The 25,909-nt window shown below is 60.6% G+C and carries 25 protein-coding genes; 14 read left to right on the top strand and 11 right to left on the bottom strand.

The annotated features are described in order from the left end of the window. Nucleotides 1–131 precede the first annotated feature (131 nt). The 9 genes from ACYQ6M_RS25295 (at nucleotide 132) to ACYQ6M_RS25255 (ending at nucleotide 8,095) form a co-directional block, all read left to right on the top strand. Complete coding sequence (locus ACYQ6M_RS25295; RefSeq protein ID WP_055659805.1) at nucleotides 132–1,055, top strand: sulfurtransferase; 924 nt, start codon at nucleotides 132–134, stop codon at nucleotides 1,053–1,055. Nucleotide 1,056: 1 nt separating this feature from the next. Beyond that, nucleotides 1,057–2,187, top strand: coding sequence for a YeeE/YedE family protein (locus ACYQ6M_RS25290; protein ID WP_460076284.1), 1,131 nt, complete (start codon nucleotides 1,057–1,059; stop codon nucleotides 2,185–2,187). Continuing rightward, nucleotides 2,184–2,360, top strand: coding sequence for a hypothetical protein (locus tag ACYQ6M_RS25285; protein ID WP_228870946.1), 177 nt, complete (start codon nucleotides 2,184–2,186; stop codon nucleotides 2,358–2,360). The genes ACYQ6M_RS25290 and ACYQ6M_RS25285 overlap by 4 nt, the downstream gene beginning before the upstream one ends. A gap of 157 nt (nucleotides 2,361–2,517) precedes the next feature. Next, a complete protein-coding gene (locus ACYQ6M_RS25280) occupies nucleotides 2,518–3,570 on the top strand; it encodes a MaoC family dehydratase (protein ID WP_460076282.1) in 1,053 nt (350 codons plus the stop codon). Between the two features lie 76 nt (nucleotides 3,571–3,646). Next, nucleotides 3,647–4,420 (top strand): helix-turn-helix transcriptional regulator, encoded by a 774-nt coding sequence (locus ACYQ6M_RS25275; protein ID WP_460076279.1) that lies wholly within the window; start codon nucleotides 3,647–3,649, stop codon nucleotides 4,418–4,420. A gap of 85 nt (nucleotides 4,421–4,505) precedes the next feature. After that, nucleotides 4,506–5,987, top strand: coding sequence for an indoleacetamide hydrolase (gene iaaH, locus ACYQ6M_RS25270; protein ID WP_460076277.1), 1,482 nt, complete (start codon nucleotides 4,506–4,508; stop codon nucleotides 5,985–5,987). Between the two features lie 89 nt (nucleotides 5,988–6,076). Beyond that, on the top strand, nucleotides 6,077–6,679 hold the full coding sequence (locus ACYQ6M_RS25265; protein WP_152505318.1) for an HD domain-containing protein: 603 nt from the start codon (nucleotides 6,077–6,079) through the stop codon (nucleotides 6,677–6,679). A gap of 195 nt (nucleotides 6,680–6,874) precedes the next feature. Continuing rightward, the gene (nudI, locus tag ACYQ6M_RS25260) at nucleotides 6,875–7,306 is read left to right on the top strand and encodes a nucleoside triphosphatase NudI (protein WP_460076274.1); all 432 of its coding nucleotides are present in this window, start codon (nucleotides 6,875–6,877) and stop codon (nucleotides 7,304–7,306) included. A gap of 204 nt (nucleotides 7,307–7,510) precedes the next feature. Then, complete coding sequence (locus tag ACYQ6M_RS25255; protein ID WP_460076271.1) at nucleotides 7,511–8,095, top strand: class I SAM-dependent methyltransferase; 585 nt, start codon at nucleotides 7,511–7,513, stop codon at nucleotides 8,093–8,095. Between the two features lie 204 nt (nucleotides 8,096–8,299). Here the strand turns inward: ACYQ6M_RS25255 and ACYQ6M_RS25250 are convergent, their stop codons facing one another. The 3 genes from ACYQ6M_RS25250 to ACYQ6M_RS25240 all read right to left on the bottom strand — a co-directional run bounded on the left by ACYQ6M_RS25250 (nucleotide 8,300) and on the right by ACYQ6M_RS25240 (nucleotide 12,038). Next, nucleotides 8,300–9,571 carry a L,D-transpeptidase family protein gene (locus ACYQ6M_RS25250; RefSeq protein WP_209171014.1) on the bottom strand — a complete coding sequence of 424 codons (1,272 nt, stop codon included), beginning with the start codon at nucleotides 9,569–9,571 and terminating at the stop codon, nucleotides 8,300–8,302. 343 nt (nucleotides 9,572–9,914) lie between these two features. Continuing rightward, nucleotides 9,915–10,874, bottom strand: a complete 960-nt coding sequence (locus ACYQ6M_RS25245; RefSeq protein WP_460076267.1) for an acetyl-CoA carboxylase carboxyltransferase subunit alpha — start codon at nucleotides 10,872–10,874, stop codon at nucleotides 9,915–9,917. Between the two features lie 330 nt (nucleotides 10,875–11,204). Then, entirely contained in the window at nucleotides 11,205–12,038 is an 834-nt protein-coding gene (locus ACYQ6M_RS25240; protein WP_208984624.1) for a DUF3108 domain-containing protein, read from the bottom strand. Nucleotides 12,039–12,378: 340 nt separating this feature from the next. Between ACYQ6M_RS25240 and rpmB the strand changes: the two genes are divergently transcribed. Beyond that, nucleotides 12,379–12,675, top strand: coding sequence for a 50S ribosomal protein L28 (rpmB, locus tag ACYQ6M_RS25235; RefSeq protein ID WP_023002809.1), 297 nt, complete (start codon nucleotides 12,379–12,381; stop codon nucleotides 12,673–12,675). 116 nt (nucleotides 12,676–12,791) lie between these two features. Continuing rightward, entirely contained in the window at nucleotides 12,792–13,457 is a 666-nt protein-coding gene (locus tag ACYQ6M_RS25230; RefSeq protein ID WP_023002808.1) for a VUT family protein, read from the top strand. Between the two features lie 70 nt (nucleotides 13,458–13,527). Here the strand turns inward: ACYQ6M_RS25230 and ACYQ6M_RS25225 are convergent, their stop codons facing one another. The 4 genes from ACYQ6M_RS25225 to ACYQ6M_RS25210 all read right to left on the bottom strand — a co-directional run bounded on the left by ACYQ6M_RS25225 (nucleotide 13,528) and on the right by ACYQ6M_RS25210 (nucleotide 18,150). After that, complete coding sequence (locus tag ACYQ6M_RS25225) at nucleotides 13,528–14,568, bottom strand: esterase-like activity of phytase family protein (protein ID WP_460076264.1); 1,041 nt, start codon at nucleotides 14,566–14,568, stop codon at nucleotides 13,528–13,530. Nucleotides 14,569–14,587: 19 nt separating this feature from the next. Next, complete coding sequence (gene cobT / locus ACYQ6M_RS25220) at nucleotides 14,588–16,498, bottom strand: cobaltochelatase subunit CobT (protein ID WP_460076262.1); 1,911 nt, start codon at nucleotides 16,496–16,498, stop codon at nucleotides 14,588–14,590. A 7-nt stretch (nucleotides 16,499–16,505) separates the two neighbouring features. Continuing rightward, nucleotides 16,506–17,492 carry a cobaltochelatase subunit CobS gene (gene cobS / locus ACYQ6M_RS25215; RefSeq protein ID WP_023002805.1) on the bottom strand — a complete coding sequence of 329 codons (987 nt, stop codon included), beginning with the start codon at nucleotides 17,490–17,492 and terminating at the stop codon, nucleotides 16,506–16,508. Between the two features lie 67 nt (nucleotides 17,493–17,559). Next, on the bottom strand, nucleotides 17,560–18,150 hold the full coding sequence (locus ACYQ6M_RS25210) for a DnaJ domain-containing protein (RefSeq protein ID WP_460076260.1): 591 nt from the start codon (nucleotides 18,148–18,150) through the stop codon (nucleotides 17,560–17,562). Between the two features lie 179 nt (nucleotides 18,151–18,329). Here ACYQ6M_RS25210 and ACYQ6M_RS25205 point away from each other — a divergent pair, with 179 nt between their 5' ends. Continuing rightward, nucleotides 18,330–18,593 carry a BolA family protein gene (locus ACYQ6M_RS25205; RefSeq protein ID WP_023002803.1) on the top strand — a complete coding sequence of 88 codons (264 nt, stop codon included), beginning with the start codon at nucleotides 18,330–18,332 and terminating at the stop codon, nucleotides 18,591–18,593. 518 nt (nucleotides 18,594–19,111) lie between these two features. On the opposite strand, the gene ACYQ6M_RS25200 is transcribed toward ACYQ6M_RS25205, so the two are convergent. The 3 genes from ACYQ6M_RS25200 to ACYQ6M_RS25190 are packed head-to-tail and all read right to left on the bottom strand — an operon-like array spanning nucleotide 19,112 to nucleotide 22,263. Beyond that, a complete protein-coding gene (locus tag ACYQ6M_RS25200) occupies nucleotides 19,112–20,452 on the bottom strand; it encodes an HlyC/CorC family transporter (protein ID WP_055659829.1) in 1,341 nt (446 codons plus the stop codon). Next, on the bottom strand, nucleotides 20,449–21,597 hold the full coding sequence (aroB, locus tag ACYQ6M_RS25195; protein ID WP_023002800.1) for a 3-dehydroquinate synthase: 1,149 nt from the start codon (nucleotides 21,595–21,597) through the stop codon (nucleotides 20,449–20,451). The genes ACYQ6M_RS25200 and aroB overlap by 4 nt, the downstream gene beginning before the upstream one ends. An 18-nt stretch (nucleotides 21,598–21,615) precedes the next feature. Beyond that, nucleotides 21,616–22,263 carry a shikimate kinase gene (locus ACYQ6M_RS25190; RefSeq protein ID WP_023002799.1) on the bottom strand — a complete coding sequence of 216 codons (648 nt, stop codon included), beginning with the start codon at nucleotides 22,261–22,263 and terminating at the stop codon, nucleotides 21,616–21,618. Between the two features lie 157 nt (nucleotides 22,264–22,420). Here ACYQ6M_RS25190 and ACYQ6M_RS25185 point away from each other — a divergent pair, with 157 nt between their 5' ends. Continuing rightward, nucleotides 22,421–22,564, top strand: coding sequence for a hypothetical protein (locus ACYQ6M_RS25185; protein WP_167579543.1), 144 nt, complete (start codon nucleotides 22,421–22,423; stop codon nucleotides 22,562–22,564). A 65-nt stretch (nucleotides 22,565–22,629) separates the two neighbouring features. Next, complete coding sequence (gene xerD, locus ACYQ6M_RS25180) at nucleotides 22,630–23,553, top strand: site-specific tyrosine recombinase XerD (RefSeq protein ID WP_460076257.1); 924 nt, start codon at nucleotides 22,630–22,632, stop codon at nucleotides 23,551–23,553. Between the two features lie 87 nt (nucleotides 23,554–23,640). On the opposite strand, the gene ACYQ6M_RS25175 is transcribed toward xerD, so the two are convergent. After that, entirely contained in the window at nucleotides 23,641–25,647 is a 2,007-nt protein-coding gene (locus tag ACYQ6M_RS25175) for a methyl-accepting chemotaxis protein (protein ID WP_460076255.1), read from the bottom strand. Between the last annotated feature and the right edge of the window lie 262 nt (nucleotides 25,648–25,909).

Genomic DNA, 25,909 nt, shown 5'->3' with positions numbered 1-25,909 from the left:
TTTAAAATGTCAGTCCGGTGACGGAAATTGAAACGCCATCCCACGCCTCCCGACCGGGAACTCCTTACACTTCGGCCTAAGAATAGAAGCGCCTGGCCTCAGGTCAACCGCGCACAAGGAAGGCTGAACCAATGAAACATTTCGCTCTCGCACTGGCGATGACCGCAAGCCTCGCCACATCCGCCACCGCCGCAAGCTTCGGCCCACTGGTGGAGGCTGCCGAGCTGTCCGCGTCGCTGGACACCGTGGAGCCGGTGCTTCTGGACATCCGCAACGAGGGATACGAGAAAGGCCATGCAGACGGCGCGCTGTTTGCGCCCTATCGCATGTTCCGCGGACCGGCGGAAAACCCCGGTGGCCTTGTGGATGTTGAAAAGCTGGAAGCCGAACTGGAAGAACTCGGCCTGGAGCAGGATACGCCAATCGTAATCCTGTCCGAAGGCAAGACCGATACGGACTTCGGCTCTGCCGCGCGTGTCTACTGGACCTTGAAATCCACCGGCTTCACCGACCTGTCGATCCTGAACGGTGGCCTGGAGTCCTGGAAAGCCGCCGGCCTTCCGGTCAACGCCACGGCCGAATCCGCCTTTCCGAGCGAGCTGGAACTGACCTTTGACGACACCTGGCTGGCCACCACGGCAGACGTTTCCGCCGTCGCTGCAGGCGAGTCGAACGCGCTTCTGGTAGATGCTCGCCCGGCAGACTTCTTCAATGGCAAGAAGGCGCATGAAGCTGCCTCGCGTCCGGGAACCCTGCCGACCGCCATCAACCACACCTACACAGCGTTCTTCAAGGAAGGCTCGCCGGCAATGTCCACCGCCATCGATCCTGCCGCGCTGAAAGCATCGCTTGGTGTCGAAGACGGCAAGGATACGGTTTCCTTCTGCAACACCGGCCACTGGGCCGCAGCTCACTGGTTTGCGGTGTCCGAAGTCGCCGGAGTGGAAAACGCAAAGCTTTACGCGGGCTCCATGGTCGAATATTCCCAGTCCGGAAACGAGATGGCCAACACACCGGGTCTCGTACAGAACCTGATAAACCAGATACTGAACTGACGTGACCACAGCCGCAGACATTCATACCGCCGCTGCGACGCCAATCTGGCGCCGCGGCGGTCTTGTTTTGGCCGCCCTTGCAGCCGTTCTGGCCACCGCCCTTCTGGTTGGTGGCCGGTATGGCCTGTTGCTTGCCGTCGGCCTTGGCTTCGGCATCGTGCTGGAAGGCCTGCGCTTCGGTTTTGCCGGCCCCTGGCGTGCGATGATCCTGCGCCGGGACCCGGGCGGCCTTTGGGCGCAGCTTCTGTCGATCGCCCTTGTCTCACTGGTGGCCTTTCCCCTGCTTGCCGCAAACCAGGGCGAGCTGAGCGGCGCACAGGGCCCAATCGGCTTTGCCATGATCGCGGGAGCCTTCGTCTTCGGCGCTGCCATGCAGGTCGTGCTCGGATGCGGGTCCGGCACCCTGGTCAATGCCGGGTCCGGCAACGCGGTTTCCCTTGTCGCCCTGCCTTTCTTTGCCATCGGCAGCTTTGCCGGGGCCTATCACCTGATCTGGTGGACAGAACTTGGGGCATTGCCCGTTCTGACCCTGTCCGGCTGGCAAGGCGCGGCGATTACCCTCCTCGGACTTTCGGCAATCGCCGCAGTGCTCTGGAAACTGGCTGCTCCCGAGAACCGGCGCCTGCCTCGCCGGCTGATAGTTGCAGCCGTGCTGCTGGCCGCCCTTGCCATCCTGAACCTGATCGTGGCCGGCCAACCCTGGGGCGTTGTCTATGGCCTTGGCCTTTGGGCTGCAAAGGCGGCATCTGCAGCAGGGGCGGATCTTTCCGGATCCGTTTTCTGGAGTGCACCTGCCTCCGTCGAGCGCCTGACCCATAGCCTGCTGACGGATTACACATCCCTCACCAATATCGGCATCATCCTGGGTGCCTTTCTGGTCGCCAGCTGGCGCACCGGCGGCCTGTCGCAGAAAATCCAGTCGCTGCCGGCGCAGGCCTGGCTCGCGGCAATGGTGGCGGGCTTTCTGCTGGGCTATTCCTCGCGGCTTGCCTTCGGCTGCAATGTCGGCGCGTTCTTTTCCGGCATCTCGACCGGCAGCCTGCACGGCTGGGTCTGGTTCGCGGCCGCCTTTGCCGGATCGATCTACGGCGTGAAACTGCGCCCGCTCCTGAAGCTGGAGGCGAGATCATGACCCGTTTGGTAACAGCTGCCATCGCCCTTGTCGGACTTGCGGCGATGATTGCTCTCGATGCATCTGCGACACCGCCCAATCCCTACAAGGCCCCGAAACTTCTGGCTCTGGGCTCCGGCACCGCCCCGAGCGGCGGCTTTTGCGGTGCGCTGCCCGACCCGGCCGGCAAATAGCCGAACGACCACTGCCAACTGGCAACCGCTCCCGGGTTGGCAGGAGATGCCAAAGCCTCGACTTGCTTTCACAAGGTCATCGGCAAAACGTCTGACTTGCTTGTGTGCACCGCAGCGGGCTTAATCCTCTCCGACAAATCAGAACCGGGAGGCACAGGTGAGCAAGACCAATCGCGGCAATTTCTTCGAAGACTTCAAGGTGGGACAGGTCATCCGCCACGCAACGCCGCGCACCGTCACCAGCGGTGACCAGGCGCTTTACACCGCGCTTTACGGCTCTCGCTTTGCGGTTCAGTCGTCAGACACTTTCGCAAAATCCCTGGGCTATTCCCACGCCCCGGTCGACGACCTGCTGACCTTTCATATCGTCTTCGGCAAGACAGTGCCGGACATCTCGCTGAATGCCGTCGCCAATCTGGGCTACGCGGGCGGCCGGTTCCTGGCACCGGTTTTCCCGGGTGATACCATTTCCACCGTCTCCGAGGTGATCGGCAAGAAAGAGAACTCCAACGGCAAGACCGGCGTCGTCTATGTGCGTTCGACCGGCTACACCGAAAACGGCACCGAGGTGCTGGATTATGTCCGCTGGGTGATGGTCAACAAGCGTGTTGCCGCCAATCCGGCACCGGAACCGGTGGTGCCGGAACTTCCCTCAGCGCTCGACCCGCAGTCACTCGGCACCGCCGTGCCATTGCTCGACACCGCCAATTGGGACAATGACCTGGCCGGATCCGAGTACCGCTTCGACGATTACGAGATTGGCGAGAAGATCGACCATGTCGACGGCATGACGGTGGAGGAAGCCGAGCATCAACTGGCGACCCGTCTTTACCAGAACACCGCCAAGGTGCATTTCAACCAGCACACGGAAGCTCACAACCGTTTCGGCCACCGCCTGGTGTATGGCGGCCACGTGATCTCCATTGCCCGTGCGCTGTCGTTCAACGGGCTGGCCAACGCGTTTCATATTGCCGGCATCAACGGCGGCCGCCACGTCGGCCCGCTGGCGGCAGGCGACACGGTTTATGCCTGGTCGGAAGTTCTGGACAAGGCGGACATCGACGGCCGCTCGGACGTCGGCGCGCTGCGTCTGCGGCTTGTCGCCACCAAGAACCGGACCTGCCATGACTTCCCCGGACAGGACCATGAGGACAACTACCTGCCCGAAGTGGTTCTCGATTTCGACTACTGGGCCCTGATGCCGAAATAGGCATGACACCCGGCCCGATCCTTTTGGATGACGGATCTCCTCTTCCTCGCTACCATGACGCAAGAGGAGGTCTGGCATGCTGACAACGCTTTCGGGCCGGGAAACAAATCTGATCTTCGCGATCATGCAGGACATGATCGCCATCCAGGACGCACGGCAACTCAGGCTGCAGCTTGGCACCCGCTTGCTGGACCTTCTGGAGGCGGACTACTTTGCCTCCTACGTCTGGACAAGGACCGACGGCGACACGGACGGCGTGTTCCTGAACATGGACGAGACCAATCTCGCCGCCTACCAGCACCATTTCCAGCACTGCGATCCGATCACACCCAGGTTCCGCATGTGCCGGCGCGCCACCCACCTCGACCAGGTCATTTCCCGGGAAGACTTCCTGCGCACCGAATTCTACAACGACTTTCTGGCACGGGACGGCCTGCATCAGGGCATGAACTTCCATGCCTATGCGGCGACCGGCCATCTGGGCGACCTGCGCATCTGGCGCGGCGCCGGCAAGGAAACCTTCCAGCAGCGCGATCTGGAAATACTGAACGCGATCGGCACGTCCTTCGGACATGCCCTTGCGAACATGCAGGCACAAGAACGCAAACAGCGCGATGCCGACCCCCGATTGCGCTTGACGGCCTGGGCGGGCCACCACGGGCTCACCAGCCGGGAACAGGACGTGCTTTGCCTGGTGAGCGAAGGCAAGCGCGACCGCGAGATTGCGGCGGAACTTGAAATCTCCGTCACGACCGTTCGCACCCACCTCAAAGCGATGTTTCAAAAATCGGGGGTGACCAGCCGGGCGGAACTGCTCGCCAGCGTCAACACGCGACTTTCTCTCCAATAAACGAAGCGCCTCCTCATTTTCGAGGATGCGCCGGAAAAGGCACAGGCGTTTGCTGTTTCCCTCATGCACAAGAAGGGGAACAAACATGAAAGTGCATCTCACAGCAGGACTGACTGCGATCGCAGCCGTCTTTGCCGGTCCGGCTCTTGCCGCCGACGACATCACCACCATGAGTGCGGCGGAAACGGCGAGCGCCATAGCCGGGCAGACGCTGACAGCCACGGATCTCGTCAACGCCCTCATCGCCAGAACCGGCGATGACCCGGGCAATGTCTACATAACGTTCGACAGCGAAGGCGCGCTTGCAGCCGCTGCAGCCGCCGATGAAAGCGTGAAGGCAGGTGAACCCCTCGGACCGCTGCACGGCGTGCCGATTGTCGTGAAGGACAACATTGCCTCCGCTGGCCTGCCAACCACCGGTGGGACGCCTGCCCTGAAAGGATGGGTGCCCGCAGAAGACGCGCCTGTCTTGAAGAAACTGCGCGATGCGGGCGCGATCCTGCTCGGCAAGACAAATCTTCACGAACTTGCTTTCGGCATCACCTCGAACAACGCCGCCTTCGGCGCGGTTGCCAACGCCTATGATCCGGACCGCTTTGCCGGCGGCTCGAGTGGCGGCACCGGCGCTGCGATCGGTGCCAGGCTGGCGCCCGCCGGCCTTGGAACCGATACGGGCGGCTCGGTGCGCATTCCCTCGGCACTCAACGGTGTTTCCGGTCTGCGCCCGACCACAGGCCGCTACCCGGCAGAAGGTATCGTGCCGATTTCCGCGACACGCGACACACCTGGTCCGATTGCAAGAACGGTTTCCGACCTGGTCCTCCTCGATGCGGTGATCACGGGTAGCACTGCGACACTCGACCCTGCAGACCTCGGCACCGTCCGTCTGGGTGTTCCAGGCGTGCTGACGGACAACCTCTCACCGGAAACGGATCGTCTCTTCAAGGAAGCCCTGGACAAGCTGCAGGCCGCCGGCGTGACCCTTGTTCCCGTCGATATCAGCACGGAGCTTGAACTTGCCGGAAAAGCCGGTTTCCCGATCGCCCTGTGGGAAGTGAAACGGGATCTTGCCGCCTTTCTGGAGATGCATGAAACCGGGCTCGGGCTGCAGGACATAGCCGATGAAGTCGCCAGCCCCGACGTCAAATTCGTCTTCGACAATCTGGTGCTGGGCAACCAGGCGATCCCGGATGCAGTTTACCGGGAGGCAATGGACGACATGCGGCCATTGATCCAGGCCGGATATGCTGAAGTCTTTGCCGCCAACAAGCTGGATGCGCTGGTTTTCCCGACAACCCCGCTGCCGGCACAGCCCATCACCGGATCCGACGAAACCGTGTCGCTGAACGGAGAAGACGTACCGACCTTCCCGACGTTCATCCGCAACACCGACCCGGGTTCCGTCGCCGGTATTCCGGGCCTGTCCTTGCCCGCGGGGCTGACATCCGACGGCCTGCCCGTCGGCCTGGAGCTTGATGGCCCCGCCTATTCCGACCGGCATCTGCTGTCGCTCGGCCTGGCAATCGAAGCAGTTCTGCCGCACCTTCCGGCGCCAGCGTCAAACTAGGCAGAGGGCCTTCACAGAAGCAGGGTGTTTCCTGTCTGGACTTTATCGGAAGTCCTGGCGCACACTCCCGCAAAACAGGAGTGTGCGCCATGAAAACAGTGTCCTTCACCCAGATGAAAGACGGCACCAAGGAAGACTACGATCTGCTGGCGGAAGCGGAGCGGCCCTATCACGCCCTGACACCGGAACGGATCCTGTCCGAGCTGAAGCGCCAGAACGAGGACACGCTGTCCGGCTACAAGATCACCCGTATGCAGCATGGCCTGCAGGCGGCCACAAGGGCGCGTCGGGAAGGTGCGGACATCGACTGGATCGTCGGCGCGCTTCTGCATGATATCGGCGACGGGCTGGCCCCGCAGAACCACGACCGATTCTCTGCCGAGGTCATCCGCCCCTTCGTGCGGGACGAGGTTGCCTGGGTGGTGGAACATCACGGCATCTTCCAGATGCTCTATTACGGCCGTCACTATGGCTGGGACGAAAACGCCCGGGATCAGTTCAAGGATCACATGCACTTCCAGGCCTGCGCCGACTTCTGCGAACGCTGGGACCAGTCCTCCTTCGATCCCGATTATGAAATGGACACGCTGGAAAGCTTCGAGCCTCTGGTGCGCGAAGTTTTCGCGCGAAAGGCCTACGATCCGGCCGTGCTGCAGGAAGGCGTTTCAAGGGGATTGCCGCCGCTGCAGTAAAAGACAAGCACGTGATCGACGCGATAGCTTTTGTCTTTCAAAACACCGATCGACACTCCATCGCAAACAACCCGTCTATTGCTCCCTCAACCTTTAAAGGGTTCGGGAGACTGCCCCCCTGTTGCGACGAATGCCGCCATTGCCGCAGATCGTAGCCGGACTTTTCCTCGTAAAATCAGTTAGATCGAGAAAGACATGCGTCAGAGAATTATTGTTTGCCCTTTGATCGAAAACCAAGGTGCGTACCTTCTGTGCAAGATGCCAAGCAACCGGGGTGTCTTTCCCGGACAATGGGCACTTTCGGGTGGCGGTCTGGAACAGGGTGAACGGATGACAGAAGGGCTGCTTCGAGAAATCTCGGAAGAACTGGGATCCGACCTGACGATTGAGGCCGTCCAACCCTGGACGTTTCGCGACGATGTCCGGACAAAGACCTACCCGCACGGCACCTCCGAGCAGATTTACATGATTTATCTCATATTTGACTGCAAGGCCGCGAACCGCAACGTTTCCATCAACGAAGAATTCGAGGACTTCGCATGGGTTCTTCCCGAAGATCTCGGCAAATATGATCTCAACGAAGCCACAAGAATGACGCTTGAGGCAAAGGGCCTGCTGCCGTCCTGACAGGTGTCGAGGATCCCGAGATCTGCCCACCTTCTCCACCAGAGCAAGCGCACCCGCCAGGAATGCTCCGCTCAAATCCCGGCACGATAAGGCTCCCTCCTCAACAACGGCCTTCCAGGCCAACTTTGCGCCGCAAACAGCCGCCACAACTTCAAGTTATGCGAATTTGAAATTGAACCTGATGGGGAGGGGGGAGCGTCATCAATGACCAGCGAAACAGTGAATTTTTACAACACCACTGCCAAGGAATATGTTGCCGACAAGGAGACGCCTAATCCCAGATTGCCTGCCTTCCTGGAACGATGCAAAGCAAAGGGGAGAATTCTGGAACTGGGAACCGGAGGCGGTGTGGACGCCGAGGCCATGCTCAAGTCCGGCTTCGTTCTGGATGCCACGGATGGCTCGTCCGAACTCGCTGCGATAGCTGCGCAACGGTTAGGCCAGCCGGTTCGGACCATGTTGTTTAACGAGCTTGATGCGGTTGAGCTTTATGACGGCGTCTATGCCTGCGCTGCACTAACCCACGCTCCAAGAGGTGACCTCGGCGATGTGGTTGAGAGAATTCATCGGTCGCTGCACGACAACGGGGTCGTTTGGGCCAGTTTCAAGGTTGGCACCAACGAAGGCACAGACGCGTTTGGTCGCTACTACAATCTTCTGCCTCAGGACGAACTGACTGCGATCTGGCGAGAAGCGGCAACCTGGCGCATCCTGGAAACAGAAACCTGGTTGGGAAGTGGTTACGACCGCAAACCAACCCAATGGGCCGCCATCACCGCGATCAAATAACGTCCGTTGAGGCAGGCTGTGCCGGCGGGCTTGCGCCGCGAGCTTCCTACATCACGCAAGATCTGCTCAATCCACCGTCACGCAGTTCGGATCGCATCCCCTCCACATCCTGAGGACTTTTCTGTCCTCTGGATGTGGACATCATCCGGGGGGCGAAATCTCCATGGGGCTGAAGACCGGGTATGAGGCTGAAGCCGGGACCGATCAGTTCGGCTTGGTATCCGGAACCACTTCGGTTTCGATCGGGCCAACACCAGCGCCTTCTTCCGAGGCTTTCGGACCGAAGGGTACCCAGCGCTTGAAGAAGCTTCCGACAGAGCTGCCGCCAGACTGGTCCTGCGGGGCAAAGGCGGTCTCGACCGCCGAACCCGGCCGCCGCTGTGCCGCCGGAGCCGCTTCTGCAGGAACTGCAGCCGTCGCCGTTTCGGCGGCGGGCTGTACGTCAGGCGCAGCCGTCTCGGCCGTGGCAACAGCCGGATTGGTGTCGTCCTCACCACCGCCAAGCGCTTCGGCAAGCCGGTTGGAGCGCTCTTCCCAGCGCTTCTGGCGCTCGTCACGAGCATCGAAGCGGGCAGCAAGCTGCTGGTATTTCTCGTTGTCGCGGCGCTGCTTGGAGGCAACTGCCGTGGCGATGCTCGGGCTCACCTGATAGTCGGGGCATTTGGCGCTGGCCCGGAAGGGCACGCCTTCCACCAGTGTGGTGGCATCGAACACGTATTTCTTCTCGCAGACGGAAATCTGCGGCGGGGTCTGCGTGATCTCGAAATGGTCGTAGCCGGTCTTCAGCATTTTCCAGAATTCCATGTGCTCGCTGTCGCGGTGGCGAGCCATGTTTTCCGGCGTCATGCGGAAGGGAAAGGCCTGAACCTGGAAGGAGCGCTGACCACCCTTGAAGCTGTCGCGGGCAAGCGCGTAGATGTCCTGGACCTGCTCGTCCGTCATCGCGTAGCAGCCACGGGACGAACAGGCTCCATGCACCATCAGATGCGAGCCGGTGCGGCCGTGGGAGCGGTCATAGGAATTCGGGTAGCCGAGGTTGAAAGCCAGGTGATAACTGGAATTCGGGTTCATCAGGGCAGGCGTGATCTCGTAGAAGCCTTCCGGGGCCTGACGGTCGCCTTCCTTGAACTTCGGACCGAGCTTGCCGGACCATTTGCAGATCTCGAACTCGTCCAGAAGCTGGTATTTGCCCGTGCGGGTCTGTTTCCAGACTTCCAGCGCACTTTCTTCCTTGAAGATCCGGATCATGATCGGCGAGGTCGAGCTCATGTTGAGATCGTTCATCTTGCGCTTGATCGACGCGCTGACGGGCTGCTGCGCCTTGTTGGGGCCTGCTGTGAATTCGTCTGCCTGGCAAGCCGCCAGCACACCGGCAATCATCAGCGCCGCACCAAGACGGGCTGCCTTGCGGCCACTCAGGCCGCTGTTGCCAAGAAGAAGGCCGGCTGGCGTGTTCATAAGGCGCCGAAAGACCATGATACTGTCCCAAACTAAGCGGAAACCGACAAAGGCGAACGAACTGCCTTGCCGCACTTCCTGCGTCCTCGCCCCCGCGCAAAGGCTAGGGAATGATGGTTGACGATAAGTTACTGAAACCGGATTGTGCCTGCGACCAAAATTATGGTGATAGGAACAAAAACTTGCCCACGCGTCATCTTGTGCGTCCCAACTTCGCCTGAATGACGGCAAATTCTGGCCACAGGATGGCAAAAAGGCCGCTTTTACGGCGGCCTTGCATCGTTTTTCCCGAAATACAGCAGTTTGGTGAACAGCGCGGTTACCAGCGTGGCGATATCGCCGAAGCCGGCAACCGGACGACCTAGCTCAGGGTTCTGCCGATAGCGATGAATTTTTCGCGCCGCTGCTTGCGTATTTCATCCGGCGACAGGCCTGCCAGCTCTTTCAGCGCAGTTTCGATCGCCTTGCCCGCGTTGTCGATAACGATTTCGCGTGCACGGTGCGCACCGCCGACAGGCTCCTTGATGATGTCGTCGATGACACCGAGCTGCTTGAGATCCTGTGCGGTGATCTTCAGTGCTGTCGCAGCGTCCTGCGCCTTGGCGCTGTCGCGCCACAGGATGGAGGCGGCGCCTTCCGGTGAAATCACCGAATAGATCGCGTGTTCCATCATGAGAACCTTGTTGGCGGTCGCGATCGCGATCGCGCCACCGGAGCCGCCTTCGCCAATGACGACGGAAACGGACGGCGTTCCAAGGCCGAGACCGACATCCGTCGAGCGGGCGATGGCTTCGGACTGGCCGCGCTCTTCAGCCCCGCGTCCCGGATAGGCGCCGGAGGTGTCGACAAAGGTGATCAGCGGCAGGCCGAAACGTTCGGCCATTTCCATGACCCGGACCGCCTTGCGGTAACCTTCCGGACGGACCATGCCGAAGTTGTGCTTCAGGCGCGTTTCGGTGTCGTGGCCTTTTTCCTGAGCCAGTACAGCCACCGACTGACCGCGAAAACGACCGATACCGGCGATCAGCGCTGCATCTTCGGCAAACTTCCTGTCACCGGCAAGCGGCGTGAAATCTTCGATCAGACCGGCGATATAGGCAACGGCATGCGGGCGATCGGGATGGCGGGCAACGAGCGTTTTCTGCCAGGGCGTCAGTTTGGCGTAGAGGTCCTGCAGCGTTTGCGAGGATTTCGTTTTCAGCCGGTCGATTTCACTGTCGACATTGACGGCTTCGCCATCTTCCCCGGCCAGAGCGCGCAGCTCCTGGATCTTGCCTTCAATGTCTGCAACGGGCTTTTCGAATTCCAAATAGCTGTGCATTTACTCGGTTACCTGAAACAAGCCGGCACCGCCTTACGTCCGGCGGCCGCTCCGGAAATTCTGTCACAAGATCGAAGGATTACCAGCCGAAAGCGACCAGCCACCCGAATGTCGATCATTTCAAAGACGTTCAAGCATCTTTGCCGCGTCTGAACAACGCAAAATGCTCCAGGCAACGCAAGCGTGCCTGAACGCATAGTTGGAGGGCTGTATCAAGAGACGCAAGTGGGCGCAAGTCTCGGTGTGCCAGCAAACAGGGATTGAAAGCCTCTCGCGCCCGGCAAACCCTTCCCGGATTTTTGCCGGAAAGGGCCGAAGAAGGGTCGGTGATCAGTCGACGGATGCCTGATCGCTGCCGGCACCGTCGATCTTGAGCTTGTCAGCTTCCACTATCAGGCGACCGTTCTTGGTGTCGATGGAAATCCGGTAGGGGACGAGCACGTTGTCACGGCCCATCGGCGCAACCCACACTTCCATGTTGGCCTGGGCCATGTATTTGACCGAATCCTTGGACGGGCGGTGCCCGGCCACAGGTACCCAACGGGCCTTGCAGACAACGACCTGGCCGTCATAGCCGTGGCCCGAGACTTCCTTCGTGCCGGAATAGCTCAGCTTGATATCGAACCGTGTCCAGCCGTCGAACACCGGCAGACGACGCGAACAGGCCTTCGGGCCGAGGCTGTCCTTGGCACGGCCCACCGGCATCAGAGCGGCGCTCAGCGGATCGATCGCATTGCGCGTATGCCGGTCCGTCACCTTGATCCGCTCCGGATTGGGCTTGAACTGCGGCGCGACTTCCATTGAGCGGATGGACCCGGAACCCTGGCTCAGGTTGACGTAGAAATCGAGATTGGAGGCGTGCGACGCCATCCTGTATTTCGACGGTACGACGCGCGATCCGACCATCCAGCCGGATGCTTCCGCCCCACCCTTGCCGGTGGTGAACAGCGTGCCGATACCTGCCGGCTCCAGGCTGACCTTTGCCGAATAGGCATTGCCCTGCATGACGAGCGACAGCGTTCCGCGCCCGACCTTGAAGCCGGCAATCGAAATATTGTAAAGGCCGCCGACGCTGTTTTTCTTGGCTTCCGCCGGTGTCGTCAGCAGCGCCGCAGCAAGCATTGGCAGGGCGACCAGCCGCCCGAGAGACATCAAACCAAACACTTCAAAACCTCCGGACTGCCGTCTGGCAGCGAATTGCGCCCCCGCGCCATGAGTGTTCCGCGACGGAAAGATACCATAAATCCCGCTCGATGAACGACCCCAATCATTCTAAATTATGGTAACTCACTGGTTAACAGCCGGGCGTCCTGCAAATAAAAGCAGTGAATCTCCGCAAAGCGGCGGAGATGTCTTGACGTTGGCCTTCACTCCCATTATAGCGGGGCAACTTTTTCCGAGAAATGCCGGAGACGATGTCGCCGGGCCTCAGGTCCGCGCCGGTTCCGGTTGGACTTGCTGGGTTCAAAGTAACGGCCCAGCCACGAAAACAAAAGGTGATATCATGGCACGCCGTTGCGAACTCTCCGGCAAAGATGTGATGACGGGCAACAACGTCTCCCACGCTAACAACAAGTCCCGCCGCCGGTTCCTGCCGAACCTGTGCAACGTGTCCCTCATCAGCGACACGCTCGGCGAAACCTTCAAGCTGAAGGTCTGCGCACACGCACTGCGCTCCGTCGAACACCGCGGTGGCCTGGACGCATACCTGATGAAGGCAAGCGACGCGGACCTGTCCGATGCTGCTCGCAAGATCAAGGTCGACATCAAGCGCAAGCAGGCTGAAGCCGCTGCCGCTTAAGGCCTGAAGCGCCTGCACGGCTTGTTCCGGCAGCAGGCAGCTCGCATACTTGCAAAGAACCTTTTCAGGACGCCCAATCGATATCGGTTGGGCGTCTGTCGTTATGAGGTGAACACATGACCGAAACCCGGACCTTCTCCGCGAGCCATCACGTAGTCGCCATTCTGGCGATGGCGGCCGTTGTCGTTGCATCCAACTTTCTGGTCCAGTTCCCGGTCGAGCATTTCATCGGCGGTGTCAATCTTGCCGATACGCTCACGTGGGGTGCGTTCACCTACCCCGTCGCCTTCCTGGTGACCGATCTCACCAACCGCCGCTTCGGCCCGACCGCCGCTCGCAAGGTTGTGATTGCCGGCTTCCTGATTGCCGTGGTCCTGTCGATCTGGCTGGCGACGCCCCGCATTGCCATCGCCTCCGGCACGGCGTTCCTGGTCGCGCAATTGCTGGACGTGACGATATTCGACCGCATGCGAAAGCTGGCCTGGTGGAAAGCGCCGATCACCTCTTCCTTCATCGGCTCGGTAATCGACACGCTCCTGTTCTTCGGCATCGCCTTTTCCGCCAGCTTCGCCTTCATCGACGGCCTGTTCGGGATGGACGACAGCTCGCTCGCCTTCCCGGTGCCCTTCCTGGGCATCAGCGACGATACTCAGGCGCTGCTGTGGGTGTCGCTGGCCGTGGGAGACTTCCTGGTCAAGATGCTGGTTGCCGTCGCCCTGCTCGCCCCTTACCGCATCGTGCTCGGCCTGTTTCAGGCCATGCCGAAGGGAACTGCCGCCTAGGCACCAGGCGCGAAAAAGGCGGAGTTGGTCGTCCGGGGATGGACTTGCCGGGCAGAAGTGCTCCCGCGCCTCAATCTTCCAGTCGAAACCTCAGGAACAAGGTCCTCTGCAGGATCGAACGGTTGTTGTCGGAGACAAGCGTCAGGATTGTTTCACCGTTTTCATTGGTGTGAATACCCAGAGCTTCCATGTTGTCGATCTGGGAGTTGAAGTCGGCCTCCAGCAGCAACTCGCCTTCCAGAACGGCTCCGGCAGCAATGTCGGCTCCTTTGAACCGCCGCAGCCGCAGGCCGATCAGATCACGCAGGCTGAAGCGGCGCTCCACCAGAATCATGTCGCCACCGGGCAGAAACGCCGCATCCGTCGCATCGAAGCGCTCATACCGGCGGATGGTGAAGCGTTCCGTGCCGTCCGGACCAATGATGAAGCCAGACAGATCATGCAGGTCGCTTGGCGCTGATTCCGCGACAGCCACGAGCTTGCCGGCCAACGGGCCGTCCTCCGGCCCGGCCGCCAGAGCTTCCAGACCGGTGTTACGCGGCAGATCACGAATATCCTGCGGCAGCGCGACTTCACCGATCATCCTTTCCTTGCCGGTCGAAATCGGCCACGGATACCGGTAGATGGCGTTGCGGGTTTCAGCAGTGACATAAAGACCGGAGCCCGACAGCGTCAGTGCCTCGGTATCATGACCCCAGCGTGCATCGAGCGTTTTGCCATCGGCCCCTAAAAGCGGCGCGAACCGCAAGTCTTCGATCTCAGTCGGCTTGCCATCCGCTGTCTGCCCGATTCGGCCACTGACCCAATGTCCGTTGTCGGTGACCGCCAGAAACGCACTTCCCCCGTCCAGACTGATCAGACCGGAAAGCCCGCCGACCTTGCGGTCCGCGGCTATCAGCTCCAGACCGCCAAGAAAAGTCAGCTTGCCGAAAGCCGTATCGGCAAGCCCTATGCGGAATGTGTCGATGGACCGGGTACGGGCCTTGACCGGCTGTCCATCCGAAAGCAGCTCCGGCGCCCCGGCGGCGGCGGGCGCAGCAAGCCAGAAAGTGGAGAGAAAGACGGCAGCCAGCGCGAAGCTGCCTGCCGAAAGACGCCTTTCTGCTCCCATGTTTTCCAGATCCTGCCGACTAACGATGACCCGCGCGGCAACGGCGGCCACGCGTGTTGAAGGAGGTGTCCACCTCGTCGTCGAAAAGGTTGGCAAGCTGGTCGGTCATGGCACCCGCCAGTTCTTCGGCATCGACAATGGTGACCGCCCGTCGGTAGTAGCGCGTGACGTCATGTCCGATACCAATGGCGATCAACTCGACCGGTGACCGGGTCTCGATTTCCTCGATGACGTAGCGCAGGTGGCGCTCCAGATAGTTACCCGGGTTGACCGAGAGCGTGGTGTCGTCCACCGGCGCGCCGTCGGAAATCATCATCAGGATGCGACGTTGTTCGGGCCGCGCCATCAGCCGGTCATGAGCCCACAGCAGGGCTTCGCCGTCGATGTTTTCCTTCAAAAGGCCCTCGCGCATCATCAGGCCGAGATTGCGCCGGGCCCGGCGCCAGGGCGCATCCGCGGACTTGTAGATGATGTGGCGCAGGTCGTTGAGCCGGCCAGGTGTCGGTGGCTTGCCCGCACCGATCCAGCTCTCCCGCGACTGGCCGCCTTTCCAGGCCTTGGTGGTGAAGCCGAGGATCTCGACCTTCACGCCGCAACGCTCCAGCGTGCGCGCCAGAATGTCGGCACAAGTGGCGGCAACGGTGATCGGACGCCCGCGCATGGATCCCGAGTTGTCCAGAAGCAGAGTCACGACCGTGTCGCGGAAATTGGTGTCCCGCTCCTGCTTGAAGGCAAGCGGGGCCATCGGATCGGTTACGGCACGGGTCAGCCTGGCGGTGTCCAGAAGCCCTTCTTCAAGGTCGAAGTCCCAGGCCCGGTTCTGCTGCGCCATCAGCTTGCGCTGCAACCGGTTGGCAAGGCGCGCCACGGCCCCTTGCAGGTGGGTCAACTGCTTGTCCAGGAACCCGCGCAGACGATCAAGCTCCGCCATGTCGCAAAGTTCTTCAGCGGTAATCGTCTCGTCAAACTGAGTGGTGAACACGCGGTAGTCGGATTCCGGCCGGTTGGAAAACGGCGTATCTGGCCGGTCGCTTTCGCCCGGTTCCTCGGTATCCTCCGACATGTCCTGATCGGCGAAGTCTTCCATATCGGCTTCGGCGGCTTCCGTATCGCCGCTTTCCTGCTCTTCGCCGGAAAGTTCCATCTCCTGCGGAGAGGCTTCCTGTTCGCCGGAATCTTCTTCGCTGTCGTCGCCCGATTCAGCTTCGTCGTTGTTGCCCTGGTCCTCGTTTTCTTCCGGGTCCATGTCCTGGTCGTGATCGCCAAGCTCATCGCCCATGTCGAGCGATTTCAGGACGTCGCGAAGACGGGCCGCGAAGGAATTCTGGTCCTCGACTTCGGCTTCCAGCCTGTCGAGGTCGGCACCGGCCTTGTCCTCGATCCAGCCACGCCACATGTCGACGAGCTTTGTCGCGCTTTCCGGCGGCTTCGCGCCGGTCAGGCGTTCACGCACCAGCAGGGACAGGGCATCCTGCAGCGGTGCTTCTTCCCGGCTGGAGATATCCGGCGCACCGGACTTGCGGAACCGGTCGTCAAGCATCACCGACAGGTTATCGGCAACCCCTTGCATCCGGCGTGCGCCAACGGCTTCGCAGCGGGCCTGTTCGACTGCTTCGAAGATCGCCCGCGCGTCCGGGCCCTGCGGCATGTTCTTGGAATGAACAGCCTTGTCGTGGCAGGCAATGCGCAGGGCGATGCTGTCCGACAGGCCACGGGTGATCGCGATCTCGCGCGGGTTAATCTTGCGCGAAGGCTCGGGCAAGCGCGCGGACATGCCGCTGAGACCGGGCCGGTCACCGGAAAAGATGACTTCCAGTTCCGGTTCTCCGGAAATCGCCCGCATGGTACCGGACACCGATTGCTTGAATGGCTCGGTGCTCGGTGCGGGCTTGTTGCCCGGAAGGGAATTGTGACCCGGCCGCGGTGCCATCGGGACCTCAGCTCATGACTACGTTGACGGAGGATTCCGGCAGATCTTCACCGAAGCAGCGCTGATAGAACTCTGCCACCAGGGACTGTTCCATGTCGTCGCACTTGTTGAGGAAGGTCAGGCGGAAGGAAAAGCCGACATCGCCGAAAATCTGGGCATTTTCCGCCCAGGTAATGACCGTACGCGGGCTCATGACCGTGGACAGGTCGCCGTTGATGAAGGCGTTCCGGGTCATGTCCGCCAGGCGCACCATCTTGGAAACGGTGTTGCGGCCTTCGTCCGACTGGAAGTGCTTGGCCTTCGACAGAACGATATCCACCTCGTTGTCATGCGGCAGGTAGTTCAGCGTGGTGACGATCGACCAGCGGTCCATCTGCGCCTGGTTGATCTGCTGCGTGCCGTGATAAAGACCGGAGGTATCGCCGAGACCGACCGTGTTGGCGGTGGCGAACAGCCGGAAGGCGGCATGCGGACGGATGACCCGGCTCTGGTCGAGCAGCGTCAGGCGGCCGGAAGATTCCAGAATACGCTGGATCACGAACATTACGTCCGGACGGCCGGCGTCGTATTCGTCGAAGACCAACGCGACATTGTGCTGATAGGCCCAGGGCAGGATCCCGTCGCGAAACTCGGTAACCTGCTTGCCGTCCTTGATCACGATCGCGTCCTTGCCGACCAGATCGATACGGGAAATATGGCTGTCCAGGTTGACGCGGATACACGGCCAATTGAGACGCGACGCCACCTGCTCGATGTGGGTCGATTTACCGGTACCGTGATACCCGGTCACCATCACGCGCCGGTTATGAGCAAAACCCGCCAGGATCGCCAACGTGGTCGCGCGGTCGAACAGGTAGTCTTCGTCACGCTCGGGCACATGTTCTGACGGCGCGGAAAATGCAGGTACCTTGAGGTCGGACTTGAAACCGAAAACCTCTTCTACGGAAATTTCAGTGTCCGGCATGGCCATGGCCGCAGTCGTCGTCTCAGTCATCAGTCCTCCGCAGTCCCGGAAGTTCGGGAAGGGTCGTTTGGGAAAAGCCGGCAGGACCCTGCAGGCTCTAAAGGAAACCGGCTTTTTTCAGAACGTTATACGCCTGAATGATTTCCCGCAGGCGGTCTTCGGAAGACCTGTCACCGCCATTGGCATCCGGATGGTTCAATTTAACAAGCTCCTTATAGCGCGCTTTGATTTCGGCGCCACGGGCTGTGTAAGGCAGATTGAGCACATCCAGGGAACGTTTTTCAAGCGTTAGTAGCTTTCTTTCGCGCGGGCGCCGAACTTGCTCGGTGCGCCGCTGCGCATTGGAGCGCATGCTGGAGCGGGCGTCGAACCCGTCCGGCCCCTCGGCTGCCTGCCGGTTTACGCCCATTTTCCAGGTCGGCCGGTGCCCCGTCAGACTGTCCTTCTGATAGGTGCGCACGTCGTCGTCGCCCATACCTGTAAAATAGTTGTAGGACTTGTTGTATTCGCGCACATGGTCAACGCAGAAATTGAAATACTGCCCCTCCCGGTCACGCCCTTTCGGCGCCCGGTGCGTGCCTGGCCGCTTGCAACCCGGATGGTCGCACGAAGGATGGCGGTCCTGCTCGGCCCGTTCCTTGTCCGGTTTCACGCGGATGCTGTCAAAGAGTTTTGAGTCCAGTTTCATACGCCAGAATATTGAAGTGTGAGGGCCGACGGGCAAGCCGCAGGCCGTTGCATTGTCCCGGTATCCAAAGCTAATTTCCCCGCACCGGATTTCGGAAGTCGAAGAGCCCGGCACTGTATCAGGCAGGGCCGGACCACGAAAGACTTGAACTTCGAAAACAGCTACGCCAAGTGAGACACATGAGCACAAAGCAGACGATCACCGACAAACTCTCCGCAGCCTTCTCGCCGTCTTTTCTGAACGTCATCGACGAGTCGGAAAAGCACAGGGGCCACGGAGGCTGGCGCGAGGGCGGCGAAACCCACTTCCGGGTACAGATCGCCGCAGCCGCCTTCGAAGGCATGAACCGGGTTGCACAACATCGAGCGATCAACGAGACGCTCTCCCATGAACTGGCGACCACCGTGCACGCTTTAGCGATCGAAGTTCAACGCCCAGAATGAGATTCGCTTAATTACCCCGATGGATGAACTAAGACAAACAGCAAATTACATAAGCTGCCTCACGGTAGTTATATGTTTATTTTTAGTATATTCGGCATCAATGCTGATCTACGATCTACCGTTCTCATTTAACGAAATACTTTTACACTACGGATGCTTATCACTCGCCGCAACTTTCAGCCTGTTTCTGATTTTCGGAAACGTGAAAAGATATTTCATTGTCAAAACAACCCTTAGCGCGATTTCAACGAAATATCTCTTGCGCTGCTGCGTGTTGTTTCTATCTACCCTGATCGTATTGGCAGCAATAACAGAGCTCCTTACTCTTTTCGAGGTCACCAATATCGCTCTAGCCAGCATATTTTTTTCTTCAGTTCTACTTGTATACGCCGTACTTAGCAGAGCAATCCTGAGATTTGTTTTCTTACGCACTCTATAAGTTAACAGATGCAAGCATCCACAAGCACAGCTGAAGACAACACGCGCCCCTTAACTCGCTCAACGATCAAGCGCCTTGCTCAACCGCCCGCTTTCGCAGCCGCGCCCGCAACGGCCTGGGCAGCTCCGGCCGGCATCTTGACGCCGGGTATCTGGCCAAGCGGCATGATGCGCAGCCGCGTGATGCGGTTCTTCTCCCGCCGCAGCACCGTGAAGCGGAAGCCGTGGAAGGTGAAGATCTGGCGCTCGTCCGGAATCATCCGCGCTTCGTGAATGACCAGACCGGCGATTGTGGTCGCCTCGTCGTCCGGCAGGCTCCAGTCGGCAGCGCGGTTGAGGTCGCGAATCGGCACCGAGCCGTCGACAATCACCGAGCCATCAGCTTGCGGCCGCAGGCCTTCCAGCTCCACGTCGTGCTCATCGGCGATCTCGCCGACGATTTCTTCCAGAATGTCTTCCAGCGTGACCAGGCCCATCACCTCGCCATACTCGTCAACCACGAGCGCGAAATGGGACTTGTGCCGCAGGAATGCATTGAGCTGATCCTGAAGCGAGGTCGTGTCGGGAACGAACCAGGCCGGGGCAGCGATATCCAGAACGTTGATCTTCGCAGCATCCCCACCGGCCGCCTGCAACGCACGCAGCAGATCCTTGGCATGCAGCACGCCGACGAAATTATCGCTCTCCCCGCGCCAGAGCGGCAGGCGGGTATAGGGCGATGCCAATGCGGCGTTCACCAGCTTGTCCGGCGCATCGTCCGCATTCAGCGCCACCATGTTGGTGCGGTGAACCATCACGTCCGAGACTTCCAGTTCTGCCAGGTCGAGCAAACCGCCGAGGCGGTCGCGCTCACCCTTTTCCAGGCCACCTTCGATATGCTGCAGATCGACGGCGCCGCGCAGTTCCTCATGCGGCGACAGGATCGAGGTGTCGTCGCCGATATTGACGCCAACCAGCTTCAGGATGTTGCGGACAATCCACTCCACCCCGACCACGATCGGACCGAACACGGCCACCACGAACCGCACGATCGGCGCCACCGCCAGCGCAAACCGCTCCGGATTCGAAATGGCCCAGGTCTTCGGCAGCACTTCGGCAAAAACCAGAACGAGGGCGGTCATCACCAGGGTGGCAAGCGCAACGCCAGCGTCGCCGAACAGGGACAGGAACACACTGGTTGCCAGCGCAGACGCCAGAATGTTGACCAGGTTGTTACCCAGGAGCAGCGCGCCGATCAGACGTTCCCGGTTGGCGATCAGCAGGCTGACCACCCGGGCGCGCCAGTCGCCGGTTTTTTCCATCTGGTGCATGCGCGCGCGCGATGCGGCGGTGAGTGCCGTTTCCGAACCGGAAAAGAAGCCGGACAGGAACAGGAGAACGAAGATGGCGACAATCGCCAGCCAGAGAGCCGTTTCCGTCATGCCTCGAGTTTCTCCTTCAGGAAGTCAGAGACCAGTGCGGGATCGACGCCTTTTTCGACAAAGGCTTCGCCGATACCGCGCGTCAGAATGAAGGTCAGCGCCCCCCGGCTGACCTTCTTGTCCTGCGCGATGATATCCATGAGCGTTTCAGCCGGCGGCAGCTGACCGGGGATGTCCTGCACCCGCACGGGCAGGCCGACATCGCTCAGATGCTTGTGGACACGTTCGACGGTGTCCTCGCCAATCAGGCCGAGGCGCTGAGAGAATTCGTGTGCCAGCATCATGCCGATGGAAACGCCTTCGCCATGGACCAGACGCTCGGTCTCGTAGGCGACCGCCGATTCCAGGGCGTGGCCGAACGTGTGACCCAGATTGAGGAGCGCCCTGCGGCCGGATTCCAGCTCGTCGGCAGCAACCACATCCGCCTTTGCCTGACAGGACCTTGCGACGGCCTCGTCCCGTTCCGCGCCACCTGCAAAAACCGCCTGCCAGTTGGTCTCCAGCCAGGCGAAGAAATCCGCATCACCCAGGAGCCCGTATTTGGCGACTTCCGCATAACCGGCGCGGAAGTCGCGCAGCGGCAACGTGTCCAGTATGGCGGTATCGGCCAGCACCAGGGCGGGCTGGTGGAAAGCGCCGATCAGGTTCTTGCCATGACGTGAATTGATGCCGGTCTTGCCGCCGACGGAACTGTCGACCTGGGCAAGAAGCGTGGTCGGCACCTGAATGAAGGCCATGCCACGGCGCACGGCCGAGGCGACAAAGCCCGTCAGGTCACCGACGACACCACCGCCAAGGGCGACGACCGCATCGCCGCGCTCCAGCCGGGCGGCCAGAACCTCGTCGCACAGGCGCTCGAATTCACGGAAGCATTTGGTGCTTTCGCCTGCCGGCACCGTGATGGCGGTGTGCTCCAGACCGGCGGCCTTGAGGCTCTGCGAAAAAGCCTTCAGATGAAGACCCGCAACGGTTTCATCGGCAACGACCGCAAGACGTGCGCCGGGCATAACGGCGGCGATTTCAGCTCCCGCTCCTTCAAGCAGCCCCCGACCGATCTTGATGTCGTAACTGCGCGCGCCAAGATCGACCCGGACGATTTTCTCGTCCCGGCCCAACAATGCTTTTGCCACTACCGTGTCTACCATGCCGTCACGCTTCTAAATTCAGGTCATTGATGTTTGCGCGGCGCTGGTGGCCTCGCGTTCGAACAGGTGATCCGCAAGGGTGGCGACGATCTGATCGACCACCGCCTCATGCGGAACGTCCTTGGAGGTGACCGTCAGCGCCGCCTTGGCATAGACGGGCTCGCGGTCAGCCATCAGCTTGCGCATCGTTCCCTCGGGATCGGGGTTCTGCAGCAGCGGACGCGTGGATCTGCGCCGGACCCGTGCCATGACCGTGTCGAAATCGACTTTCAGCCAGATGGACAGGCCAAGCTCGGCGATTTCCGCCCGCGTTGCCTCGCTCATGAAAGCGCCGCCGCCCGTTGCCAGCACCTGCGGCCCTTCACGCAGAAGACGGGCGATCACCCGTTCTTCACCGCTGCGAAAATAAGGCTCGCCGTGTTCGGCGAAAATTTCCGCCACGCTCATGTTGGCCGCGCGCTCGATTTCGGTATCGGCGTCGACAAATTCAAGGCCCAGCCGGTGCGCCAGCCGCTTGCCGACGGTCGACTTGCCACAGCCCATGATTCCCACCAGAACGATGGACCGATGCCCCAGGGCAGCTACCAGGCGGGCCAGATCAACGGGTTTTACGTCTGTCTCCGCGGATCCTCCTTCGGAAGACCGCGCCTTGTCGTGTTCTGTCATGGCGGCGTTTTAGCATATTCGTCAAAAAAGACACGGGGGAACTCCGCCTGCCGGACTGCTGCTTTGCCTTGCATGCGCCCCCGCCTTGTTGAAACAATCGCCTATCCGATTCGCTTGCCCGTGAGCGGACCGACGCCCTGACCTGGAGACAGCCGACGTGCCGACCCTGACCCGCCTGTTGCTCGTGCTGCTGCTGCTCGGCGCGCTCGGTTATGGCGCGATCTACTCCCTGGCCAACCTTGTCGATCCGCGTGAACGGGAAATCGAGGTAAGGGTGAAGAAAGACGGCTTTGGCCGCTAGCACACGCTTTCAAATGGCGGGTCATCAACGGGACAAGTTTCAGGTCCTTTGCGAAGGCATACGCAATGGCAACCGGGTTCGATCTTGAAAACTTCCTCGAAATGCTGGCCGCCGAACGCGGCGCGGCAGAAAACACGCTGGCCGGATACCGCCGCGACCTGGAGGATTTTTCAGGCTTCCTCGGCCGAAAGACCCTTGCATCAGCGCAATCCGAAGACATTTCGGATTACCTGGGCGATCTCAACCGGCGCGGATTTGCCGAGACCTCGCAGGCAAGACGCCTGTCCGCGCTGAAGCAGTTCTACAAGTTCCTTTACGCGGAGGGCTCCCGGGAAGACGACCCGACCCGCACATTGTCCGCCCCGAAAAAGCGCGCGAGCCTGCCCAAGGTGCTGTCGATGGAAGACGTCGACAGGTTGATCGAAACCGCCAGGGCGGAAACCGAAAAGCCCCAGAAAAGCGCGGCGGCACGCTTGCGTACGCAGCGCATGTACACACTTATCGAAGTGCTTTATGCGACCGGCCTGCGCGTTTCGGAACTGGTTGCCCTGCCGGTTACCGCTGCGCTCCGGGACGCCCGCCTGATCGAAATCAGGGGCAAGGGCGGCAAGGAGCGGCTGGTGCCGCTGTCCCGCGCTGCCCAGGCTGCCATGAAGGACTACGTCGGTCTGCGTGCTGCCGAAGGGGCATACGAAAAAAGCCCGTGGCTGTTTCCCTCCCATGGCGACAGCGGACACCTGACGCGCCAGCATTTTGCACGAGACCTGAAGGACCTTGCCGTCGCCGCCGGTCTCGATGCCGGCAAGATTTCCCCGCACGTGCTGCGCCACGCATTCGCTTCCCACCTGTTGCAGAACGGTGCCGACCTCAGAGTGGTGCAGCAGTTGCTGGGCCATGCCGACATTTCCACGACGCAGATCTACACCCACGTCCTGGACGAGCGCCTGCGCGAACTGGTGGAAAGTGCACATCCCCTTGCGAAGAAGTAATTCTTTCCGCAGCCACAACTTCGCGAAACACAAAAATACCAGCCTTCCTGGCGGAAGGCTGGCCTTGTTCGTCGTGATGTCTCACGGTCAGGCCGCGCGAACACCGGAAAGGAAGTTGGAGATCTCGCTGCGGATAAGGGCCGCCTGTTCGGACAGCGACGTTGCCAGTTGCTCGACCTCGCCACCGGTTGCCCGGGCGTGTTCGGTGGCGGAACCAACCGCGGTCATGCATTCGGCCCCTTCATGCGAGCGGGTCGAGGCATCGACCACGTTCTTGGCGATGGACTGAACCGCGGCATCCTGCTGGATGACGGCCGATGCCACGGCCGAGGCCAGGCCTTCCATTTCGGAGATGATACCGGTCACCTCATCGATCGCTTCAAGCGCATGGCTGGACGACATCTGGATTGCTTCCACCTGGCTGGCGATATCTTCCGTCGCACGCGAGGTCTGGTCCGCAAGCTGCTTCACTTCGGCGGCCACGACCGCAAAGCCCTTGCCGGCCTCGCCTGCCCGTGCAGCCTCGATGGTAGCGTTGAGCGCCAGGAGGTTGGTCTGATTGGCGATATCGCGGATCAGCCCCATGACTTCGCCGATCCGGTCGGCCGCGCGGGACAGTTGCCCCATGGTCTGGGATGTGCCTTCCGCGCTGGCAACCGCCTTCTTGGCCACCGTCGTGGAGTTTGACGCCTGGTTGGAGATCTCGTTGATAGACGCTGCCAGTTCCTCGCTGGCCGATGCGGCCGAGTTGACGTTTTCAGCAGCCACCCGTACGGCGTTGCCGGCCCGGTCTGCCTGCTGGGCAACATCGTCCGCTGCGGCTTCGACGGCGGCAGAGGTCTGCGTCAGGTCAGAGGTAGACCGGTCGAGACTTTCCAGAGCCTGCCCGACCGTTGCCTCGAAATTGGCGATCAGTGATTCAAGACGGGCCACACGGGCGTCGCGCTGCGCGTTTTCTTCTTCCGATGCGGCCGCGAGGCGCTGCCGTTCGACAGCGTTTTCCTGGAAAACGGAAACGGTGCGTGCCATGGCGGCGATTTCGACACTGCCTTTGGCGGCAGGCAGATTGACGTCCACATGCCCGGACGCCAGTTCTTCCATGGCGTTCTGGAGACGCGAAAGCGGATTGGCGATCGACCGGCCGATGAGCATTCCGGCCAGGACGCCGGACACCAGGAAAGCGGCGATCACGCTGACGACGGCGAGGGTCGAGTAGGCCCGGACGGTTTCAAGATCCTGCTCGGCTGCCAGTTCGGCTTCGCGCGCGGCGTTGTTGAGCGCTTCCAGGCGTGGCGGCACCAGATCGAACAGCGTTTCCAGAAGTTCGATCGACTTGTCCTTTTGGGCGACAGCCGCCGTGTAGGCGTCGAACGCTTCCCGGTAGATCGCCATCTTGGTGCCGACGTCTTCCTTGATCTCGTTCGGCAGATAAGCCTTCTTCAACAGGCGCTCATACCGACCGAATGCCACCTCGAAGTTGCCGAGGGCAACGTCGTTGCGGTCGAGAATGAATTTCTTTTCCGACAACTGAACATCGAGCATGGTGGTGACCATCTTCTCGAAGTCCGGACCGCCACCGAAGCGCATTTCCTTCTTCAGGCGCTTCAGCACCTCGTCGGCGTTTTCGCTGAGAGTTGCTCGAAGGCCTGTTTCGGAATTGAAGCCGATTTCCCGCTGAACGGTATTGAGCGACGAAAAAGCACCCGACGCCCCGTCAAGCGTGTCACGAACGTCTGCGATCTCCGCATTGAAGGCTGCGGCAACAGGCTTGGCGGAGATGTCATCCAGAACCCCATGCGCCTCACTGAGCTTGGCCTCGAAAAGCTCGTGATCCTTTTCCTCCGGCCGCGCCAGGTACCCCTTGCCGATGTTGCGCATGCCGTTCGCAATATCTGAAAGATCGGCGACGCTGCGCGCCAGTCCCGCGCTTTGATCAAGCTTGTTGAAGGCTCCGGCCACCTCGTTCTGGCTCCACCAGAACACCCCGCCGATCGACAACATGCCGATTGCGGTCAGAAGGCTCAGAGAAAGGATTTTCAGTTTCACGGAAAGCGCGCCGACACGAGCGAGCGCGGACTGCCCAAACATCTTCATGGATCTACAGGTCCCCAGCCGGACTATTTTTTATCCTGGCGGGATTTTGATCCTCATAAGTTAAGGAAATCTCGCATTTATTAGTGAATACGTTGCTACCGGATGCTGATTTTCTCACCACAAAATCGCAGTCGCAGGCCAACCGGAATGGTGGCGTTATGCCCCTGTTTCACGCAGCGGGCGTTAACGATTTCAGGACCATCGCGCATGACTGACCCACTCGGACAATCGATAATTTATAAGGAATAATGACAGTATAAGA

It is taken from the genome of Roseibium sp. ROS1, assembly GCF_054658215.1.
The sequence above is the reverse complement of the archived record's forward strand: the minus strand, read 5'-3'. Positions and strand labels throughout refer to the sequence as shown.

Excerpts from the sequence above, each read along its gene's own strand:
- ACYQ6M_RS25295 (WP_055659805.1), top strand. The coding sequence starts at position 132 with ATGAAACATTTCGCTCTCGCACTGGCGATGACCGCAAGCCTCGCCACA.
- ACYQ6M_RS25285 (WP_228870946.1), top strand. The coding sequence starts at position 2,184 with ATGACCCGTTTGGTAACAGCTGCCATCGCCCTTGTCGGACTTGCGGCG.
- ACYQ6M_RS25275 (WP_460076279.1), top strand. The coding sequence starts at position 3,647 with ATGCTGACAACGCTTTCGGGCCGGGAAACAAATCTGATCTTCGCGATC.
- iaaH (WP_460076277.1), top strand. The coding sequence starts at position 4,506 with ATGAAAGTGCATCTCACAGCAGGACTGACTGCGATCGCAGCCGTCTTT.
- ACYQ6M_RS25265 (WP_152505318.1), top strand. The coding sequence starts at position 6,077 with ATGAAAACAGTGTCCTTCACCCAGATGAAAGACGGCACCAAGGAAGAC.
- nudI (WP_460076274.1), top strand. The coding sequence starts at position 6,875 with ATGCGTCAGAGAATTATTGTTTGCCCTTTGATCGAAAACCAAGGTGCG.
- ACYQ6M_RS25255 (WP_460076271.1), top strand. The coding sequence starts at position 7,511 with ATGACCAGCGAAACAGTGAATTTTTACAACACCACTGCCAAGGAATAT.
- ACYQ6M_RS25250 (WP_209171014.1), bottom strand. The coding sequence starts at position 9,571 with ATGGTCTTTCGGCGCCTTATGAACACGCCAGCCGGCCTTCTTCTTGGC.
- ACYQ6M_RS25245 (WP_460076267.1), bottom strand. The coding sequence starts at position 10,874 with ATGCACAGCTATTTGGAATTCGAAAAGCCCGTTGCAGACATTGAAGGC.
- rpmB (WP_023002809.1), top strand. The coding sequence starts at position 12,379 with ATGGCACGCCGTTGCGAACTCTCCGGCAAAGATGTGATGACGGGCAAC.
- ACYQ6M_RS25230 (WP_023002808.1), top strand. The coding sequence starts at position 12,792 with ATGACCGAAACCCGGACCTTCTCCGCGAGCCATCACGTAGTCGCCATT.
- ACYQ6M_RS25225 (WP_460076264.1), bottom strand. The coding sequence starts at position 14,568 with ATGGGAGCAGAAAGGCGTCTTTCGGCAGGCAGCTTCGCGCTGGCTGCC.
- cobT (WP_460076262.1), bottom strand. The coding sequence starts at position 16,498 with ATGGCACCGCGGCCGGGTCACAATTCCCTTCCGGGCAACAAGCCCGCA.
- cobS (WP_023002805.1), bottom strand. The coding sequence starts at position 17,492 with ATGACTGAGACGACGACTGCGGCCATGGCCATGCCGGACACTGAAATT.
- ACYQ6M_RS25210 (WP_460076260.1), bottom strand. The coding sequence starts at position 18,150 with ATGAAACTGGACTCAAAACTCTTTGACAGCATCCGCGTGAAACCGGAC.
- ACYQ6M_RS25205 (WP_023002803.1), top strand. The coding sequence starts at position 18,330 with ATGAGCACAAAGCAGACGATCACCGACAAACTCTCCGCAGCCTTCTCG.
- ACYQ6M_RS25200 (WP_055659829.1), bottom strand. The coding sequence starts at position 20,452 with ATGACGGAAACGGCTCTCTGGCTGGCGATTGTCGCCATCTTCGTTCTC.
- aroB (WP_023002800.1), bottom strand. The coding sequence starts at position 21,597 with ATGGTAGACACGGTAGTGGCAAAAGCATTGTTGGGCCGGGACGAGAAA.
- ACYQ6M_RS25190 (WP_023002799.1), bottom strand. The coding sequence starts at position 22,263 with ATGACAGAACACGACAAGGCGCGGTCTTCCGAAGGAGGATCCGCGGAG.
- xerD (WP_460076257.1), top strand. The coding sequence starts at position 22,630 with ATGGCAACCGGGTTCGATCTTGAAAACTTCCTCGAAATGCTGGCCGCC.
- ACYQ6M_RS25175 (WP_460076255.1), bottom strand. The coding sequence starts at position 25,647 with ATGAAGATGTTTGGGCAGTCCGCGCTCGCTCGTGTCGGCGCGCTTTCC.